An 18,283-nucleotide genomic window follows, 5' to 3' on the forward strand; every position below is an offset into this window, starting at 1 on the left:
CTTAGCGTCCCATCATGATCGAAGAAGAGACAAGGCGAGTATCATCACCATCGAATGCCCAGTTATTAGAGTCATAGCAGAGAGTTACACGATATAACGCCGCTCTGCGTCCCCATGATGTTGTCATCGAGAGAGATTCAAAATGGCGAATCGATTGAGTACTGTTGCAACCACCGTTGAGTGTTTTTGAGTCGGTACTGAGTCGGTTATTGTGATCGAATGAGAGCACTTCGATATCACCGCGCAGCCTTATGCGCTCATAGTCCCCTAACGTGCGGCTTAAGGAACCTTGGGCAAAACCAAATAGCTCTTGAGCCATGCTATTGGTCAAACTATGGTCATCTTTTGCATACAGTTGGGTGCGTTCTTTAAGAATGTTAACTAAAGAATAGGACAAGCGATCAAGCTTTCCTTGCACAGATAATTTAACTACTGTGTCTGCGGTGAAAAGCAACATTGTCGAAAATACAACGCCCAGTAGGGCAAATTCTATCGAGAACGCTCCCTTCTGCTTAGATCTTGAATTGATCACGCTCGTACTCCTGAATAACAATGACTTCTCGGGTAAATGCACTACTGCCATCCATAAAAAATGACAACATAGGTTGGTAGTCGTATCGAATTTGATAAATAGCCAGTGAACTGTTGTTAGCAATACCACATTCTGTTTCTGTTTTACTGTCGTTTTGAGTGCATCGCTCAGAGATATCTCCTGAATGGGCAGCAAACTCATCCAGTGTGGCGTAATAGTGCACGGTGAGACGGTAGTCGTTTGGGTTTATCACGCTCCCCATTATCCCAGACTGTTCTCGAATGACTCTTTTAAAAGCCTGCATAAAGGCGGATTGAGTGCTACTACGTGATGCATTCGGATTGACTTTTTTGGCCTCTCTTGCTGCTTCAGCAATGGCGAGGTCATTCACCGAAGAGACATAGGCGATATAGCCGATTTCTGCCCACAGCATGCACATCAGGAAAAAGGCCATAAACCCTAAGCCAAACTCGATTGAGGCAACGCCATGTTGTTTTTTTAAGCTAGTGTGTTTCATGCTGTTGCTCCGGTGTACTCGGTAGGGTAGAAACTGAGACCTCCTGAGCACTGATGAAGTCAATAATGGCCGAGACTTCCCCCGCTTTATAGTCAGAAGCAAGCAGTTCTTTAGCCTCATCAATTCGTTCCAACTTAATCAAGGTAATTATTAGGTTGGCGCGAGTTGTTTGATCGTCTGGATTGGCTTGGTAAACCGAACGCAATAGCTGATAGCTTTTGTGATACTGTTTCTGAATCAAATAGAGGGTCGCGAGATTATTTTTTACAGCATTGTCCTGATAAAACTCGCGACGCGACTGAACAAAATTTTGTTCAGCCTGAGTAAGGTCACCTTGGGTTGCTTGAATCACGCCTAATAGGTTGTAGGCCTCTCCGTTGCGGCGGTCGAATTGAAGCACATTCTCAATATGTTGCTGCGCCTCTTCCAGTTGTTCAAGGGCAAAGAAAGCTTTAGCTAATATCAATTCGGATTGACTCGAACGCGCTTGTTTCGGTAGCTGAGAAACAACAAAAAGTGCGGACTCTGCGTCACCATGATCAAGGTAGGCTTGCCCCAGCTTTAGACGAGCCTCTGTACTCTCTTGTTGGCGCAACTCATTCTTGTAAAACTCAATTAACTGCGGATAGTTGTTTGCTTCGACAAACATTTGTTCTTTATTTATTTTTTCCAGCTCAGCACTCGATTGTTTCGTCGATGCGCAACCACTTATTAGTACGACGCCAATTGCAAGTAGTAATCGCTTATACATGATCCATAAACCTCATCGCAGCAGGGGCCAAAATAATGATGACGATCGGGAACATGATGAACAAAATGAGCGGAAGTGACATTTTTGCTGCCAACTTACCAATACGCTCCTCGGCGGTTAGCATATTGATGTCACGGATATCAGCCGCAAGTGTTGTCAGAACCGTATAGATTGATGAGCCATATTGGAGACTCTGTTTCAACGTCATGACGAAGCTACGTATTTCTGGTGTTGGTAATTTCACATACAGTTCATCGAGTGACTTTTCCAATCCGACTATATTGGCTCGATCGCTGACTTTAGAGAGCAGTTTGGCTAAGTCCTTATCGAAGGATTTTAGTTCTATGGCGAGGTATTTAATTGTTGCTTCAAGTGTCATACCTGTCTGAACACAAATTGCCATCAGGTCGAGAAGGTAAGGCAGTTGCCCCGATATTTTTTCTCGTCGCGCTTTCGAGCGCGCAGCGAGCAGAGAATCTGGGATGATGATGGATGCAATAAACCAAATTGCCATGGAAATAATCATATGAGTCGAAGCAACTTCCAGTATTGGTGCAAGCAGATAGATGGTGACCAATCCGGTTAAAGAGATGCCATATTTCAAATGCATATAGTATTTTGCGACAAAAGAGCTATTGATTCCCGCCTCTTCGAGTTTTTCTTGAATATCGTCTTCTTTCGTTGCGAATGATGCTGCTAATCTATCGAATACCAACTCAATGTTGTTTTCCGCTTGTGTTGGTTTGTGGCTATCGATTAAGTCGTAATTACGTAGATAATTACGGCGTTGGATATTTTTCCACAAATAGAAGCCCCACACTGCAATGCCAATAAACAGGGCGACTAGGGTGATAAAAATTGAAATTTGGTTAGTCATTACTTTTGTGCTCCTTTCATCAACATCCAGACGATGAATAAGCCGAGGCTTTCACTGATGATTAGGTAGTAGAGCACTGGCTTTCCTGCTGGTGAAAACATCAAAAACTCAAAATTTTCTGGGCTAGTAAACTGGAGAGCAAATAAAACCGAGAAAGGAATGGCAGCGACGATTTTTGCTGACATTCGTGCTTCCGCGGTCAGCGCGTATTTTTTCTTTTCAATCGCTCGAGCGTCAAACATCAGACGGTTAAGTCGAGCCATGACATCTTTCAACTGACCACCACGCTGCATATTGGCGCGCAGGGTAATGACAAAGAAATAAAACGAAGGATAAGGGAATCGCTCGCATGATTTCCTGAACACGTTGTCTGGGGACTCTCCCAACTGAAGTCGTTCCCCCATGCGTTTGAACTCTTGTCCGACATCGCCTTGCAATGAGCGGCCAACATAAATGATCGCGTGCATAATACTCTCGCCTGAACTGACGGCACTCGATAACATGTTCAATGCATCAGGAAACGCCGTTTCAAAGGCTTCTCTCTGCTTTTTTTGCAACCATTGATAGCCCAACAGCCAGCCAATCAAAATAAAGCCGATGACAACTTTTATGCCATTAGTTTGCAGGTATTTGGCATTTAAAAACAGCGCCAACAATATCAATGAGAAGGTAAACAGGGCGATTTTGATTTCAGCAAATTTACCTAGCTGGTGTTTGATATTTGCTATCCGCCCACGTATGCCATCAATGACGGATTTGTCCGACAACGCTTTAAGATCAACAGCTTGACTCGCTTCATCAATGGAATCGACTTTGAGTGCTTTGATCTCTTCTTGTAGGTAATATGTGCGCTGCTCACTTTTTCGTGGCCAAAACGCAACCAATAGAATTACACCGCCGAAAATGAGTGTTAGCCAGTAAATCATGCAGGCTCACCTACATTGAATGCTTGGCTTAGTTGTTCTTCTAAACCAAAGAATTTTGCCTTCTGTACCAGAACGGAACGCTGCATCATCCCCGCGGTAACAAAGCGACCTTGCACTTTACCATTGTCGATACTGCTGGTCGGTTGGAACTTAAATATCTCTTCAAGAACAACGTTGGACCCCTCAATTCCGACAACTTCGGTAATGCTCATCACCTTTCGGCTACCGTCGTGAAGACGGCTTATTTGCACTACTATATCAACAGCACTAACGATGGTTCTTCTAATTGCTTCAAGCGGTAGGTTGCTTGTTGCCATCATGACCATCGATTCAACCCTAGATATGGCATCCCGAGGTGTATTGGCGTGTAAGGTTGACATTGAACCATCATGACCGGTATTCATTGCTTGAAGCATTTCAAAGGCTTCCGCACCGCGGCACTCACCGACAATAATTCGATCAGGGCGCATACGTAATGAGTTGATGACCAAATCACGTTGATCAATCGCACCATTGCCTTCGATGCCAGCAGTACGTGTTTCTAAACGTACGACATGAGGTTGGAACAACTTCAGTTCAGCGGCATCTTCGATGGTTACAATGCGTTCTTTTTCAGAGATAAACTGCGAAAGGGCATTGAGCATGGTGGTTTTACCTGAACCCGTACCGCCTGAAATTAAGATATTCAAGCGGCATCGTGCTGCGATCATCAACACTTTTGCCATTTCAGGGCTCATCGCCCCAAAGTCAACTAGCTGACCAAAGTCGATGCTCTGTTTTTTGAACTTACGGATTGAAATTGACGTGCCATCAATAGCGATAGGTGGAATGACGATATTGACGCGGCTACCATCAGGCAAACGTGCATCACACGTAGGTGATGATTCATCCACTCGTCGACCTACACGGTTGGCAATACGTTTGGCAATTTGCAGTAATTGCTGTTCATCAATGAAAGAGACATTGACTTTCTCGACTAAGCCATGGCGTTCAACAAACACGTTCTCACAGCCATTAATCATGATGTCGGAAACAGATTCGTCTTCCATTAATGACTGTAATGGACCAAGTCCATGAAGTTCATCCACTAGACTTTTGACATATTCACCGCGTATCACCGAAGCTACAGATAAGCCAAAGCGATCAATTAACATATTGACCGCATTAGATAACTGTTGTGTTAATGCTTCTTTAGTTAATGAGTTCACCACTTCTGCATCGAGAGCTTCAAAGATATGCTGCCTAATTTGGACGTAAGCTGATTTAGTGATATCCATCATTTACCCCGCTTGAGTAATTTGTGTAGCAGAGAGGCTTTGCTGTTTTTGTCATTCTGACCTAGTAGCAGTGAAGTGAGCTGATGCAGTGATTGGCTAACAGGAAAGTTATGCTGGAATAGGTGTTTATCTTCCAAAATGAGACGACCGAGCTTAGGCTCGTTAGGCAGGACGATATCGGCTTCTTTACCCAAAAACTCTTTTACTTCGCTAAGGCTGACGGTGGCGGCTTTTTCGGCCATCGTATAGTTGATGACAAACAGACATCTCGCTGTCGAGTTGGCACGTTCAAGCGATTTGAGTACACGTTTGGCTTCGCGAACACTGGATACCGTTGGTTCCATCAACAGAACCAAGATGTCATAGTGATTGGCAATGTATTCAATATCTTGCTTACAGTTTGAGCTCCGAGAGAGATCTTCCAGTACAAAGTTGTATTGACCTTCGAGCTGGGCAGACAAAGTTCGAACGTACTCTTTGAGTTCAAGTTCATTAAGGTCGTCAGACTCCAAAGACATCACATGAAGCATATTGTCGACCTTTTTTACCAGGCTAGAAGCGTAAGCTGCATCTAAGTTGGATGCCAGTGAAGCGCGGGTGATCGACTTCTTGTCAAACTTTTTAAGGCCTAGGAAAATATCTAAGTTACCACCACGGAAATCGTGATCGATGACTAAACTAGAAGATTTTTTTCTATTGGACAGTTCGAAAGCAATTTCCGCGGTTAGCAGTGTAGCTCCCACACCACCCTTGGTACCCCAAACGCCAACTTTTTTTGCTGTACGATCTTTACCTAACCCTGAATTGCGTTGACGATTGCTATTTACGTTGCGCACAAAGTCGATAAGTTCTTGTTTAGTAATTGGCCAAAATACGTAGTAAAAGCCCATCTCTTTCAGATTACGGATGGTAGAAATCGCATCTTCACTACCAATAACGATGACAGAGGCATTGTTTGGCAATAGGTGGCTAATGCGTTCCATATCTTGGGTCACATTGCTACTTAAGTTGAGCTCAACGATGACGATCTCAACCAACGACTCGCGAACATGCTCACGAATACTTTCATCGCTATTCGCGAGCATAGTTGGGGCTGTGATCCCCTCAAAACGAAACGCTTCTTCCACTAACTCAACGCAGCCTTGCGTCTGATGAAACAGTACGGAGGTGATCGTCTCTTTTTGGATCTTTGCCTCAAGTGACTTACTTTGCAATTTATCTACTAAATCAAACATCATTGTCACTCACTACTGGTTGGAATGGGGTTTAAGCATGGCGTTTGGGTTAACCATAGATTGCCAACGTGCGTTTTCTGCATAGCATCCATCTTCATTGAAACCATAAGTGCCGATTTGAGTCGGGCTACAAGATTCAGTGACAACTTGATACTCGTGAAACTGGATTTGAATGTCGTAGGCCCCTAGAGAGGTCACATTGGTCAGAATGATTTTTTTTGACGCGACACCTTGTGCTACTAGCCAGCGATTTAACTCAGCAGCAAGTGTCTGCCCTTTGGCTGAATACGCAACTACCACGCCTTTTTGAGCGATTTGTTGCAAGTTCTTGTTTGCCAATTCAAACAGGTCAGACTTAACTTTCTGGGCATTAGAGCTATTGATTACTGAACTCCACGCTTTGCTTACCGGTATAAGGTGAAGAGATTGCCCCTCTCTCATTGTAACTTTCTCGGCGCAGCCTGTGAGTATGGCTGCAACAGCGATAGCGAACAAAATAGAAACGCGATGAATCATCATAGTTTAAAGCCTCCTGCTGCATAAATTTCTTGCGCCGGCTGTGTTTTATTGTTCGGAGTAACGTTGAAGAAACGTTCTAGGCTAGTGGTTTTCTTCATGGTCGGCAGTTGAATCACGTGCTCATCCACTGGCTGTACCAAGTTGACAGTTGCGACGATAATTAACTCTGTGCGAGTACGCTCCGTACCGGTGTGACGGAATAACGCACCGAGTACAGGTAAGTCACCGATGAATGGGATCTTGCTGATCGACTCTTTGTCTTCAGTACTTAATAGACCACCCAAAACAAAGCTTTTCCCATCGGCTAATTGGACGGTTGTTCTTGCTCGGCGTGTTTTCAACGCGGGTAGGTTATAGGTTTCGTTGGTGTATTGGGTATCGAGAGAGCTCACTTCTGGCATCAGAGAGAGTTTGATATTGTCATCTTCCAATACCTTAGCCATGAGTTCTAAACGAATGCCGAACTCTTTGTAATCAACGTTTGTCGTGCCATCAACAACAGTGACGACAGGGAGCTCTCCACCGACTAAAAAGCTGGCGGTTTCCCCCGACATTACTGAAAGATTTGGCTGAGCGAGTATTTGGCCAACAGTGTCATTGCCAACAGCGGTGATCACCGAAATTATGTCAGAGGCACTGAATGAAGTCAGTTTATCGACAAAGACACCTGCGCTCGCCCCTTGACTGCCATACTGAATACCGAACTGCTCCAAGAAAGAGTGGGATACTTCCGCAACAGAGAGCTTGACGTTGACCTGCTTTGGCGTGACTACTTCGATGTTATTTATGACGCCTTTGTAGTGAAAACGCTTCATGAACTCGATTTCTAAATCTTCATCATCATTGCCCGTTTGCCACTCGAATGTCAGCTCTTGACGGTCTTTCTCTAACATCTCACCAACGAGCTTATTGATGCCATCTTTAGTTTTTTCATTGGCGACTGTGCCGGATAACACGACATTTTTGCCCAAGTGAGCGAAATGCACGTTAGCCTGTGGGTACAGGGCACTCACTTGCTGTTTTAACTCTGATAGAGATGTATTCACCCAGATCTTTCGTGTCGTTAGGGTTTTACCTTCAGCACCAAACAGTGCCAACGAGCTTTGACCAATCGCTTTGCCATACAGAGCAACTTTGCGTTTATCGATCACTTGGTAATCAGCTACTTTAGGATCGGATACAAACACCGATTCGATATCTTCGTTACTCGTAATGACCTTCATCTCGCCTTCAGCAAGGTATGTCATGGGTTGCGCATAAAGGTTGGTGGAAAATGCTAGGGCAATCACCATTATCAATCTAATTATTAGGGGCATGGAGACCTCAGTTAACGGTGACAGTGTCAGCGCGGAATTCGACAATTGATTTAAAGTTTGAAAGGACATCGCCAGCGTCAGCATGAAGGTCTGATTGCTGATATTGACCAATGGATTTATGCACTTCCAACTCTGAAATTCGTTTTGCAACCGTGAGTGTGGCGACTTGTTTACGAGTCAGTTCCAAAATCAGGTTAACCTCGGTGATTGCAGGGCTGTTGCGTGTCGCTTCGACGGCATTTTTGTTGACTTGCAGGACTTTGACTCCGGTGAGCACGGGAGTAACAAACATATTGCGCTTACGGTTTGCTTCTGTTTCAGCGGTTTCCAGTGAGAACTGAGTCGGAAGCGATAACGCCAAGACATCAACCGTTGAACCATGAGAAATAACACCACCCACGATGGCTTCTGGCTGGACTTTAATTGCATAAGGAACACGATTAGGAGCAATGATGACATCGACATAGCCATCTTGTGATGGGGTAATCCAATGTTCAGCAAAAGCGACTTCGCCAGCATTTACTGTATCTACAAAGACAGCTCCCTTTTCAAAATTGAACGTCATATCATCACTGACTCCAAGGCGGTTGGCTTGGCTCTCGGGCAGATTGACTAATTCGACGTCAGAGCGTTCAAGCTCCTGCCCGATTTGAGCTGAACGCGAGAACTTCCATACATTGATAGTTGGCTCTTGTAATTCTTTCGCACTATTGTCAGCAGGTTTTGCACTTAAGCTGCCCGCTAGGCCATACAGACCAAACAGTATGGCCGTTCCCGCGACTATGAGTAATACGATCTTCTTCATTCTAATCCTTTACATTGAGGCAAGAATACCAATCGAGCCACCAATAGCGATTGGAATAGCATACGGAAGGCTGGCTTGGTTGTTTTTTACATTTTTATATATAAGCAAATAAATCAGGCTTAATAATCCACCACTAATACCAATGATTATTAGTACGCTTGAGAATAGGTCAGGGTCTATGGCCAAAGAATAAGCGGCAAGTAACTTGGTATCGCCACCTCCTAATATCCTTAGAACACTTAAAACTATCCCTGATAGCAAAATAACGATTGGGATTAGGATCTGAATTTCAGAGTAGATAAACGCGTAGACTCCGCAGAAAAAAGAGAGCAATAGACACGTTGTATTTGCTATTTTTCGATACTTAATGTCTGAGTAGACAACGAAAATAGAAAAAGTGGCTATTACACATAGCCACATCAACCTTAGATCATCAGTCAAAGAATTAACTTGTTTTCAGAGCTGTTGAAATTTTTGTAAAGATTGCAGTTAAATCAGTACCTACAGTAGCGACAGCAGTAGCAATAACTACAGCAATACCAGCAGCAATTAGACCATATTCAATTGCAGTTACACCTTGCTCGTCATTTTTGTAGTTTTCTAATGCTTGTTGAGTTTTAACGAATAGCTTAGTAATCATCTCATGTCCTTAATTTTTAGATTGAGCAGTAGTTAATTCCGCTCTGTTAATTTCGGCGCAGAGTTTAAATATAAAAACAATTATTTCAATAATGATTTAATTCTTAGTTGCTAAGGAGAATTAACCTTGATGAAACAATTTGGAAAAGATTAAAACTCAAGGGATACAAATTTAACGCTAAATATAATCCTCATGTATTAATTTTATTCAAATTATTCTCATTGTGATTGAGTATCAATAATATTGATGATTTTTTATCTTTATTATTATTTGCTTATATAAAAGCCATCTCATTTGTGAGACAGTGCAATCCATTGCATTGAAACGGATGTTTTTTAATGAGAAATATGCCTAGTGATTCATATTTGAAGTGGGGGAGATAAAGTCCGCTTATCGAGATAAATGTTGCATAAGATGCGGGTACGTAAGTAGAGGGTAGTTTTTGGCGCATAAAAAAACACCGCCATATAGGCGGTGCTAAAAAATTTGACAGACAGGTCAAAATAAATACAGGAAGTATATGTTTCGTTGTTCTCAACGAAACTGGTAGAAACCTACCTAACTCGAAATACGAGTTTGCAAACACAACATCGCAACAAGAAGTCAATTGATTCAAAAGGGAATCAAGCCGTTCTGACTCCTCATTGCGGGGTGAAATATAGAATTTCTCTGGTCGTCAGGCAATGGACATTTTATAATGTTTCAGATTAAAAAAACTAATCCACTTTTTAGAAGGCTGCTATGTCTAGAAGATTACCTCCCTTAAACTCATTGAAAGTGTTTGAGGCTGCTGCTCGTCACTTGAGCTTTACTCGTGCGGCAGAGGAGTTGTTTGTGACTCAGGCTGCGGTTAGTCACCAAATTAAAGCGCTAGAAGAATTCCTCGGCTTAAAGCTGTTTCGACGTCGAAATCGCTCGTTACTACTAACAGAAGAAGGGCAAAGCTACTTTCTCGATATAAAGGATATTTTTACATCTTTAGCAGAAGCTACTGATAAAGTGCTGGAGCGTAGTGAGAAGGGGGCGTTAACGATCAGTTTGCCACCTAGTTTTGCTATCCAGTGGTTGGTGCCTAGACTGGCCGATTTCAACCAGCAAGAACCGGATATCGATGTCCGTATCAAGGCAGTGGATATGGATGAAGGTTCACTGACTGATGATGTTGATGTTGCTATCTACTATGGTCGAGGTAACTGGCCTGGCTTACGTGCCGATAAACTCTACCAAGAATTCTTGATCCCACTTTGTTCACCATCGTTACTTTTAGGTAACAAACCATTAGAAACTCTAAGTGATCTAAAGCAGCATACCTTGCTGCACGACACATCTCGTAAAGATTGGAAACAGTTTGCGAAACAAAATGGTATTGAAGGGGTAAATGTCAATCACGGACCGATATTCAGTCACTCAACCATGGTGTTACAAGCTGCGGCTCATGGCCAAGGTGTCGCTCTCGGAAACAATGTTCTGGCACAACCCGAGCTGGAAGCGGGTCGTTTAATTGCGCCATTCGATGAAGTATTGCTGTCTAAAAATGCGTTCTATGTGGTTTGCCATGATAAACAAGCGGATATGGGGCGAATTGCGACTTTCCGTGACTGGATGTTAGCGAAAGCACAGAGTGAGCAAGAGGAATTGCTAGATGACTGATTATTTACGTGATGGTAAGTCATCCGATCCTCTGTTTATTTTTGCCCATGGTGCAGGTGCCGGAATGGATCATGAGTTTATGAACTCGGTTGCTAAAGGACTCGCAGACAAAGGTATTCAGGTTGTACGGTTCAACTTTCCATACATGGTCAAGCGAGCGGAAGATGGTAAGAAGCGTCCGCCAGATAGAGCGCCTAAGCTGCTTGAAGCCTTTCAAAAAGTGATTGGTGATCTAGCTGGGGATACTCCCGTTGTGATTGGCGGTAAATCGATGGGTGGGCGCATGGCAAGTTTACTCGCAGATGCCCCTTTGGTGGCTGGTGTCGCGTGTTTAGGTTTTCCATTTCATCCTCCTGGCAAGCCGGAAAACTACAACGGTGAGCACTTAGCAACGCTGTCAAAGCCATGCCTTGTTTTGCAAGGAGAACGAGATACGTTTGGTAAACGCGAAGAGTTGAAAGACTTTTGTCTATCAGAAAATGTTCAGACCGTGTTTATCCCAGATGGCGATCATAGCTTTAAGCCGCGAGTACGTTCAGGCCATACCGAGCAAAGTAATATTGCTCTGGCAGTGGACAATCTCGCGGCTTTTATACTGGAGGCGTACGGTGAAAAGTAAATACCTCTTGGCATTCGGTGGCTCATTAATGGGGGTAGGCGTTGGATTAGGCGCTTTTGCGGCCCATGGCCTCAAGTCGGTGTTGTCACCTTATCTTATCGGTGTGTTCAACACTGGCGTTCAGTATCAGTTTATTCACGCGTTGGCGATTGTGGTTTGTGGTGTATTACTGCAGTTTAAATTGCAGCCAAAGTCACAAAAATATTTCGCCCTTGCAGCGATTTGCTTTATCATCGGCATCTTTTGTTTTAGCGGCAGCCTCTACGCACTTGCGTTAACCGGTATCAAATGGTTTGGTCCAATTACGCCATTTGGTGGTTTAACCTTTATGCTTGGGTGGGGACTGTTTGTCTATGCAGCACTACAGACTAAAGAGGTGAATCAGTGAAACAGTTAATGCTCTACTGCCGTAGTGGCTTTGAAAAAGAGTGTGCCGGAGAAATCCAAGATCGAGCCACTCAGTTAGAAGTGTTTGGTTTCCCACGCCTCAAGAAGAATACAGGTTATGTGCTGTTTGAATGCTACCAAGATGGTGATGCAGAAAAACTGGTTAAAGAGCTGGATTTTAAAGCGCTGATTTTCGCTCGTCAGATGTTTGCGGTAGCCACTGAAATTGAAGATCTACCACGAGAAGACCGTATTTCTCCAATTCTTGAAGCGTTGAACGATGTTGATAGCATGCCTCGTTGTGGCGATATCCGCATTGAAACACCGGATACCAATGAAGCCAAAGAACTGCTTAAGTTCTGCCGTAAATTCACTGTCCCAATGCGTCAGGCGTTACGTGGTAAAGGTATTCTTTTTCCAAAAGATAGCCCTAAAAAGCCTGTGCTGCATATCTGTTTTGTTGCCTCTGGGCACTGTTTTGTTGGCTACTCTCTACCAGAGAACAACTCTCAATTCTTTATGGGGATCCCGCGTTTAAAATTCCCGGCAGATGCACCGAGTCGTTCTACGCTTAAGTTAGAAGAGGCCTTCCATGTCTTTATCCCTCGTGAAGAATGGGATGAGCGTTTAGCTGCGGGTATGTGGGGTGTTGATTTAGGTGCTTGTCCAGGTGGCTGGACTTATCAGCTCGTTAAACGTTCGATGTTTGTTCACTCGGTTGATAACGGCATGATGGCAGATAGCTTGATGGAGACTGGTCAGGTTAAGCATCACCAAGAAGATGGCTTCAAGTTCGAGCCAGCTCGTAAGAACGTTACTTGGTTAGTCTGTGACATGATTGAAAAGCCATCACGCGTAGCACAATTGATGGGTGAGTGGATCATCAGTGGTTGGGCTAAAGAGGCCATATTTAACCTTAAACTTCCGATGAAAGGCCGTTACGATGAAGTACTACAAGATATTGAAAACTTGAAAGTATTTATGATTGAAAACGGTGTTAAGTTCCGTCTGCAAGCTAAGCATCTGTATCATGACCGTGAAGAGATCACAGTGCACGTCCAGTGCTTGTCGAATATCTCGCCGCGATAAGAGTAGAGGCTGGACTACGCTCTTTGATAGGCGCTTGTGGTGAACAAGTCGGGAAGTTACTGGCTACGAGGCTTGTTAGAGCTTAATCGTCTGAATTGAAAGCAAAAGGGTTGATATGCATTATCAACCCTTTTATTTTTCTCGCTTCTACTCTGGCGTGCTCGGAACAACATCTTCTAAATTCTGTACTTTATAGCCCGGGTTATACCAGACTTGATTGACTTTATCCCACGGGATCGGGTCATCAAGTGATGGCCGCGGATGAATTTTGGGTGGTTCAGGCAGTTTTGGTGACTCAGTACTGTAAAGAAGGTCAGCAAATAGCTTACGTTGTTCTTCGGTCAGTGGCTCTGGTTCTTTTTCAGGGGCTGGTGGAGGAATTGGCACCGCTTTTGATGCCGAGTACTCGCCTACATAGGTGAGTACCCCACATCCATCAAGCCATAGTTTTGTTCGTCCATCAGGGAGAAAGCCAAACAGAAACTGCGTTTGATAGCATGTTGCTCCTTCCTTGGAGGATATGACACTTGGGTATGGCGTGATCATTGCTGCTTTGATTTGTGCGGTGACCTTAACGACTGTGGCGTAGCGAAAACCGTGGCTCCCCCAATAGATATAGAGTTCATCGGGCAAGGACTTTAAGCCTGAGCCAATTTGATCAGGGGTGAAGTTGACCGGAACCCCCAAAGGTATTGCATAACCATCGTATTCTGGATAGGTATATTCTCGATATTTTTCCATACGGTATCGCGATTGCAACAGCCCACCATAAGGGAGCATCATGCTGGTCCAGTTCTCTTGGTAGTTGACACCGTAGGCTTCGTTAACCGACGCAGGGTAATTGTAAGAGATTGCTGCGCCAATTCGCCAAGGCCTAAACCTTGGGTCATCAGGGTAGTTTGGCTTTGTGCGTCCGACTAAGCCTATGACCAGAGCGAACATGACAATCGTTGTGATCGCGAGATAGCGTTTATTCACCGTCGTACTCCTCGCTTGCATAGCCGTGGTTGATGGCTACTCTGGCGTGCTCGGAACAACATCTTCTAGATTCTGTACTTTATAGCCCGGGTTATACCAGACTTGATTGACTTTATCCCACGGGATCGGGTCATCAAGTGATGGCCGCGGATGAATTTTGGGTGGTTCAGGCAGTTTTGGTGACTCAGTACTGTAAAGAAGGTCAGCAAATAGCTTACGTTGTTCTTCGGTCAGTGGCTCTGGTTCTTTTTCAGGGGCTGGTGGAGGAATTGGCACCGCTTTTGATGCCGAGTACTCGCCTACATAGGTGAGTACCCCACATCCATCAAGCCATAATTTTGCTCGTCCATCAGGGAGAAAGCCAAACATAAAGTCGGTTTGATAGCAGTTTTGATCCTCTAATCTAATATGTGGATAGGGTCTTATCATAGCCGCTTTAATTTGCGCGGTGACCTTAACGACTGTGGCGTAGCGAAAACCGTTGAGCCCCCAATAGATATAGAGTTCATCGGGCAAGGATTTTATGCCTGAGCCAATTTGATCAGGGGTGAAGTTGACCGGAACCCCCAAAGGTATTGCATAACCATCGTATTCTGGATAGGTATATTCTCGATATTTATCCATGCTGTAGCGTAATGGTGAACCCAAACCGCCATACGGCAGCATCATGCTGGTCCAGTCCTCTTGGTAGTTGACACCGTAGGCTTCGTTAACCGACGCAGGATAATTATAAGAAATCGCGGCGCCAATTCGCCAAGGTCTAAACCTTGGGTCATCAGGGTAGTTTGGCTTAGTACGTCCGACTAAGCCTATGACTAGAGCGAGTATGGCAATCGTTGTGATCGCGAGATAGCGTTTATTCACCGTCGTACTCCTCGCGTGCATAGCGGTCATTGATGGTATGGGGTTTATTTGGGGTCACCAGACCAAACCAATCATCAATATCGGAGGAATGATGGATCAGCCCCAGTGCAATAAAGTTATTTAGCATATCTTTAGAACCTAACAGCGTTTGTATATTGACTACTTCGCCGATCTTTGCCAAATCAAGTATTCTTTGGCACAGAAGTCCGAAATCGAATGGATGAATTTGCGGTTGATATGGGTAGGCCAACTGACTTTGAACCGGATAATATAGGTGAAAATCTCGATTTGGATCGTTGTGCTGCCAGACAAGTTGAGAGTACTGTTCTTCGTTTATGGGCACGCCAGCATATTCAGCTAGTCCATACATCACCCGTAAGTAGAGGCGTGATAAATCGCCTTCGGTACATTTGCGATAAAGCAGATGCGCTATCGCGCCGCTAGTATGTTTACCTTCATAGGTAAATTCTGGATTAGTCAGTAAATAGTCTTGCCATAGCCAACCGTGTTTAAGTTCCATATCTAACGCTTGTTCAAGCTCTGTGGTTAGGGCGGCAAGTTGTTTTTTTTGCCCGAACAGGGATAACTCGGTGTTTTGCACGGTTTCTATGCGTTTATTTTCGAGTAGTGGTAATAGATAGTCTGCGTTGGAGAAGGCGACACGTGAGTGATATCCACCACCAATATCGGAATGTGCGCCGGGCAATACGATTTCATCAAAATGAGGGGCGGGATTGAGTCTGTTAAGGCTAAAGTTATAGCGGTATTCGCTGTGCTTGTTGGCCACAAGGTGGACGGCTTTGCGCACTCTGGCAGGATCTAACCATAATCGTACCGGTTCATCATTATCATTATGCGCGATTCCGTAAGCGGTGACGGTATCAAACAGCCCAGCAAACATTACTTCGCAAGATTGGTTGCTATCCCAACCAAAATCCGTGGTTAGGGTATGCTTATCTTGTTGCTTATCCATAGCATCAATAAAGGCTGGAGCAAATTCCCCATTTTTACCTAGTAATATACTATTAATACAGTGCCGCGCCGCCGCCGCGCCGCGACTAAAGCCAAATACATCAAACTCGATTCTACTGAAGCCATCACAAGTAACGTTATCTCTTTTTGCAATGTCATCAAGTATATTTTCCAGTTGAGAACACACCTCTGTAATCCCAGTGCGGACTTTAGTGATAATGCCATATTTACCCAAACCAAACGCCAATCCCTTGTTATCTTCATCTGCTCGGGCAATATCGGTGCTATTTCCTGTGCCTATCCCAGTAATGTATCGAGCATAACGGTAGACCGTTTTATCGTCATTGAAGGTTCCACTCTGGTAGAGGTCAAATAGCTTCTGGATATTGGTCAGTTCATTGGCTGCGCTGCTTGTTATGTCGGCCCAATCGAAACATTTTTCAATGAATTGCGTTGGATGAATATCCTGAGTATTAGCAATCTGTTCTGATACCTGATAAGCGGCTTGCCATAGGTAGTAGCGCTCCTCTAATCGAGCTTTGCCCCATTTGGCACTGTAGCTGTTGTTGGCTGTCCCATCAAAAAACATCCCTAACCTGAGAGTAATATAGCGACAGCCTTGGATGGTCACGAAGTGACTGGTGTCCGTAACCAGTTTGACCACGCCAAGCGCCTCTTTTTGGTGACGTTTGGGGATGTTTTGCCCTTGCTCTAGCTGCACAAAGTCACCCAAGGTTAGTGTATGATGCATCCAAGAAGTACCACTGCCTCCGGCTGGATTCTGTTCAAGCCATTGCTGGACAGGAGAAGTCTCACCGTCAAACGGCAGTCGACGCTGGGTGTGATACAACCAGGTTGGATTATCAAATTGGAGAGCAACGCGTCCAGGAGCCAAACTTACCAAGCGTATCGGTTCTTCTCCGAGGGTAACTGGGTAAACCGCTCCACTTCCGTCAATCAAATTCCCTTTTATGTTGGGGAATGGCTGGTTATGTTCATCGCGAATATGGATTTCTATCCAATGGCTGTAGCTTTCGCAAGGAATGCAGTGCTCACTGACACCTAAGGCTCCAAAAGTCATTTTAATGCTCCTATAACGTACTCCAGTTGCTCTCGCTCAGTCAGTGACAAGTGCAAAACGTCAACCACATCATAGATGTTGACGATCTCGGCCTTAATTAAGTGAGCCAGGACGTAAATTTGTCTATCGACAGAGGTCGCATACATTGGCGGAAATTGTTGCAAGGCTTTTTCTATAAACTGTTTGGGGTTAGCTAACCTGTTCATTGCTTTTGGTAGCAGACGCCATAACGCCCGCTCAATATTGGTGGCGAGTGTGGCGTGGTCTTCTTTTGCTGTCAGGTGCTCGCTTTTAACTTTCCACCAAGGGTTTGTTCGCAAAGTAAAAGGCTGGGGCGAGTGATTTTCATAGCGGGTATATTTCTCACCTTCCCAATGTAGCCAATGGCTTATGTTTCCTAAAAACTGATAACGGTCACTGTCACTCATCACGGCGAGCATGGGCATAATGACAACAGGATCATAAAAGCGGAACAACACCTTTTCTCCCTCTAGATAGGCCCAGAGAAGGCTGCGTAAATGTGCCATAACGCCATTAAACTCGGTCTTGCTGGCTAAGATGATGCCTTGTGTTAGCTCGTCTTGAAGTGCTGGATTGAGTGTCACAATCGGGATGAGCCACGGAGACAAGGGCATCAACTCGTTTGAAAATGTATTATCGAATACCGGTGCTGCACCTTCCAATGCACCGGTTGTTTGAATGGTGTGTCTGAAATTGCTGGCCGTAACGAGCCAATAGAGATGTGTCTTTTCATCAAATGTGATCATTCAGCATTCTCCTGTTTTTCGACAGGACACGCTTTCACCGTGCTGACATTCTCGCCTTCTGCCCGTAGCAGTGCTGGTTGAGTGACGTTTGTAGATGAGGTTTCATCTGTCTTTTCTAATGGGGCAGTGTCGTTGTTTTTTAAAGGTAACTGAGCTACTTTCCCCGCAAACCCAGATCCTGTGCTTGCACTGCCTCCCGAGTTTAAATTCACGTTAGGGCCAACCAAGCTAACACCAGAAGCGTCAGCTTTTATAAAGCTGCCACCGGCTTTTAAAGTCATTTCAGAGCCTGCTTCGATAACGACCTTCGTACCGGCTTTGATGTGGAGTTCATTGCCAATTTCAAATGCATGCAACTGAGCGATTTTTTGATGCAGACTCCCTTCCACAATCGAGGTGGTGTCTTGTTTGACTAGAGTACGGCTTTCGCCCTCAACGGTGAGGTTGTGGCTGTTTTTAATCTGAGTGAAATGGTCGTTAT

The 18,283-nt window shown here is 44.5% G+C and carries 20 protein-coding genes and 1 pseudogene; 4 read left to right on the plus strand and 17 right to left on the minus strand.

Annotated features, from left to right (window positions below; translation table 11 throughout):
* Position 1: 1 nt before the first annotated feature.
* From tadF to ACQEXP_RS15020, 12 genes are all read right to left on the minus strand, one after another.
* Positions 2-532: a tight adherence pilus pseudopilin TadF gene (tadF, locus tag ACQEXP_RS14965; RefSeq protein ID WP_426970712.1), complete on the minus strand. Its 531-nt coding sequence runs from the start codon at positions 530-532 to the stop codon at positions 2-4.
* Positions 513-1,049, minus strand: a complete 537-nt coding sequence (locus ACQEXP_RS14970) for a TadE/TadG family type IV pilus assembly protein (protein WP_426970714.1) — start codon at positions 1,047-1,049, stop codon at positions 513-515. Before ACQEXP_RS14970 ends, tadF begins: the two co-directional genes overlap by 20 nt.
* Complete coding sequence (locus tag ACQEXP_RS14975; protein ID WP_426970715.1) at positions 1,036-1,800, minus strand: tetratricopeptide repeat protein; 765 nt, start codon at positions 1,798-1,800, stop codon at positions 1,036-1,038. Before ACQEXP_RS14975 ends, ACQEXP_RS14970 begins: the two co-directional genes overlap by 14 nt.
* Positions 1,793-2,677 (minus strand): type II secretion system F family protein, encoded by an 885-nt coding sequence (locus ACQEXP_RS14980; RefSeq protein ID WP_426970717.1) that lies wholly within the window; start codon positions 2,675-2,677, stop codon positions 1,793-1,795. The genes ACQEXP_RS14975 and ACQEXP_RS14980 overlap by 8 nt, the downstream gene beginning before the upstream one ends.
* On the minus strand, positions 2,677-3,603 hold the full coding sequence (locus tag ACQEXP_RS14985; protein ID WP_426970719.1) for a type II secretion system F family protein: 927 nt from the start codon (positions 3,601-3,603) through the stop codon (positions 2,677-2,679). Before ACQEXP_RS14985 ends, ACQEXP_RS14980 begins: the two co-directional genes overlap by 1 nt.
* Entirely contained in the window at positions 3,600-4,880 is a 1,281-nt protein-coding gene (locus tag ACQEXP_RS14990) for a CpaF family protein (RefSeq protein ID WP_426970745.1), read from the minus strand. Before ACQEXP_RS14990 ends, ACQEXP_RS14985 begins: the two co-directional genes overlap by 4 nt.
* The gene (locus ACQEXP_RS14995; RefSeq protein ID WP_426970721.1) at positions 4,880-6,118 is read right to left on the minus strand and encodes an AAA family ATPase; all 1,239 of its coding nucleotides are present in this window, start codon (positions 6,116-6,118) and stop codon (positions 4,880-4,882) included. Before ACQEXP_RS14995 ends, ACQEXP_RS14990 begins: the two co-directional genes overlap by 1 nt.
* Before the next feature lie 9 nt (positions 6,119-6,127).
* On the minus strand, positions 6,128-6,634 hold the full coding sequence (locus tag ACQEXP_RS15000) for a hypothetical protein (protein WP_426970723.1): 507 nt from the start codon (positions 6,632-6,634) through the stop codon (positions 6,128-6,130).
* Positions 6,631-7,881, minus strand: a complete 1,251-nt coding sequence (locus ACQEXP_RS15005; protein ID WP_426970725.1) for a type II and III secretion system protein family protein — start codon at positions 7,879-7,881, stop codon at positions 6,631-6,633. Before ACQEXP_RS15005 ends, ACQEXP_RS15000 begins: the two co-directional genes overlap by 4 nt.
* Positions 7,882-7,957: 76 nt before the next feature.
* Positions 7,958-8,755, minus strand: coding sequence for a Flp pilus assembly protein CpaB (cpaB, locus tag ACQEXP_RS15010; protein WP_426970727.1), 798 nt, complete (start codon positions 8,753-8,755; stop codon positions 7,958-7,960).
* 9 nt (positions 8,756-8,764) lie between these two features.
* Positions 8,765-9,196, minus strand: a complete 432-nt coding sequence (locus tag ACQEXP_RS15015; RefSeq protein WP_426970728.1) for a prepilin peptidase — start codon at positions 9,194-9,196, stop codon at positions 8,765-8,767.
* 4 nt (positions 9,197-9,200) lie between these two features.
* Positions 9,201-9,395, minus strand: coding sequence for a Flp family type IVb pilin (locus ACQEXP_RS15020; protein WP_426970729.1), 195 nt, complete (start codon positions 9,393-9,395; stop codon positions 9,201-9,203).
* 741 nt (positions 9,396-10,136) lie between these two features.
* Here ACQEXP_RS15020 and ACQEXP_RS15025 point away from each other — a divergent pair.
* Genes ACQEXP_RS15025 through rlmM form a run of 4 tightly spaced genes read left to right on the plus strand, consistent with a single transcriptional unit; the run spans position 10,137 to position 13,140 of the window.
* Entirely contained in the window at positions 10,137-11,045 is a 909-nt protein-coding gene (locus ACQEXP_RS15025; protein WP_006881325.1) for a transcriptional regulator GcvA, read from the plus strand.
* Positions 11,038-11,664 (plus strand): alpha/beta fold hydrolase, encoded by a 627-nt coding sequence (locus ACQEXP_RS15030; RefSeq protein WP_426970732.1) that lies wholly within the window; start codon positions 11,038-11,040, stop codon positions 11,662-11,664. Before ACQEXP_RS15025 ends, ACQEXP_RS15030 begins: the two co-directional genes overlap by 8 nt.
* Positions 11,654-12,052: a DUF423 domain-containing protein gene (locus tag ACQEXP_RS15035; RefSeq protein WP_426970733.1), complete on the plus strand. Its 399-nt coding sequence runs from the start codon at positions 11,654-11,656 to the stop codon at positions 12,050-12,052. Before ACQEXP_RS15030 ends, ACQEXP_RS15035 begins: the two co-directional genes overlap by 11 nt.
* Positions 12,049-13,140: a 23S rRNA (cytidine(2498)-2'-O)-methyltransferase RlmM gene (gene rlmM / locus ACQEXP_RS15040; RefSeq protein WP_269378225.1), complete on the plus strand. Its 1,092-nt coding sequence runs from the start codon at positions 12,049-12,051 to the stop codon at positions 13,138-13,140. Before ACQEXP_RS15035 ends, rlmM begins: the two co-directional genes overlap by 4 nt.
* A 147-nt stretch (positions 13,141-13,287) precedes the next feature.
* Here the strand turns inward: rlmM and ACQEXP_RS15045 are convergent, their stop codons facing one another.
* From ACQEXP_RS15045 to ACQEXP_RS15065, 5 genes and pseudogenes are all read right to left on the minus strand, one after another.
* Positions 13,288-14,118: a DUF2931 family protein gene (locus ACQEXP_RS15045; protein WP_426970735.1), complete on the minus strand. Its 831-nt coding sequence runs from the start codon at positions 14,116-14,118 to the stop codon at positions 13,288-13,290.
* A gap of 36 nt (positions 14,119-14,154) precedes the next feature.
* Positions 14,155-14,982 carry a DUF2931 family protein gene (locus tag ACQEXP_RS15050; RefSeq protein WP_426970737.1) on the minus strand — a complete coding sequence of 276 codons (828 nt, stop codon included), beginning with the start codon at positions 14,980-14,982 and terminating at the stop codon, positions 14,155-14,157.
* On the minus strand, positions 14,975-17,035 hold the full coding sequence (locus tag ACQEXP_RS15055) for a T6SS phospholipase effector Tle1-like catalytic domain-containing protein (RefSeq protein WP_426970739.1): 2,061 nt from the start codon (positions 17,033-17,035) through the stop codon (positions 14,975-14,977). The genes ACQEXP_RS15050 and ACQEXP_RS15055 overlap by 8 nt, the downstream gene beginning before the upstream one ends.
* Positions 17,032-17,802, minus strand: coding sequence for a DUF4123 domain-containing protein (locus ACQEXP_RS15060; protein WP_426970741.1), 771 nt, complete (start codon positions 17,800-17,802; stop codon positions 17,032-17,034). The genes ACQEXP_RS15055 and ACQEXP_RS15060 overlap by 4 nt, the downstream gene beginning before the upstream one ends.
* Positions 17,799-18,283: pseudogene (locus ACQEXP_RS15065) on the minus strand (type VI secretion system tip protein VgrG); the annotation flags it as partial. The pseudogene ACQEXP_RS15065 and the gene ACQEXP_RS15060, both read right to left, overlap by 4 nt.

The organism is Vibrio sp. TRT 1302 (assembly GCF_050113875.1).
Lineage (GTDB): Bacteria > Pseudomonadota > Gammaproteobacteria > Enterobacterales > Vibrionaceae > Vibrio.

Bases quoted from the DNA above. Each gene is read 5' to 3' on its own strand.
- ACQEXP_RS15025 (WP_006881325.1), top strand. From the start codon at position 10,137: ATGTCTAGAAGATTACCTCCCTTAAACTCATTGAAAGTGTTTGAGGCT.
- cpaB (WP_426970727.1), bottom strand. From the start codon at position 8,755: ATGAAGAAGATCGTATTACTCATAGTCGCGGGAACGGCCATACTGTTT.
- ACQEXP_RS14995 (WP_426970721.1), bottom strand. From the start codon at position 6,118: ATGATGTTTGATTTAGTAGATAAATTGCAAAGTAAGTCACTTGAGGCA.
- ACQEXP_RS14985 (WP_426970719.1), bottom strand. From the start codon at position 3,603: ATGATTTACTGGCTAACACTCATTTTCGGCGGTGTAATTCTATTGGTT.
- ACQEXP_RS14980 (WP_426970717.1), bottom strand. From the start codon at position 2,677: ATGACTAACCAAATTTCAATTTTTATCACCCTAGTCGCCCTGTTTATT.
- ACQEXP_RS15030 (WP_426970732.1), top strand. From the start codon at position 11,038: ATGACTGATTATTTACGTGATGGTAAGTCATCCGATCCTCTGTTTATT.
- ACQEXP_RS14970 (WP_426970714.1), bottom strand. From the start codon at position 1,049: ATGAAACACACTAGCTTAAAAAAACAACATGGCGTTGCCTCAATCGAG.
- ACQEXP_RS15005 (WP_426970725.1), bottom strand. From the start codon at position 7,881: ATGACATACCTTGCTGAAGGCGAGATGAAGGTCATTACGAGTAACGAA.
- ACQEXP_RS15055 (WP_426970739.1), bottom strand. From the start codon at position 17,035: ATGACTTTTGGAGCCTTAGGTGTCAGTGAGCACTGCATTCCTTGCGAA.
- ACQEXP_RS14975 (WP_426970715.1), bottom strand. From the start codon at position 1,800: ATGTATAAGCGATTACTACTTGCAATTGGCGTCGTACTAATAAGTGGT.
- ACQEXP_RS15000 (WP_426970723.1), bottom strand. From the start codon at position 6,634: ATGATGATTCATCGCGTTTCTATTTTGTTCGCTATCGCTGTTGCAGCC.
- ACQEXP_RS14990 (WP_426970745.1), bottom strand. From the start codon at position 4,880: ATGGATATCACTAAATCAGCTTACGTCCAAATTAGGCAGCATATCTTT.
- ACQEXP_RS15060 (WP_426970741.1), bottom strand. From the start codon at position 17,802: ATGATCACATTTGATGAAAAGACACATCTCTATTGGCTCGTTACGGCC.
- ACQEXP_RS15020 (WP_426970729.1), bottom strand. From the start codon at position 9,395: ATGATTACTAAGCTATTCGTTAAAACTCAACAAGCATTAGAAAACTAC.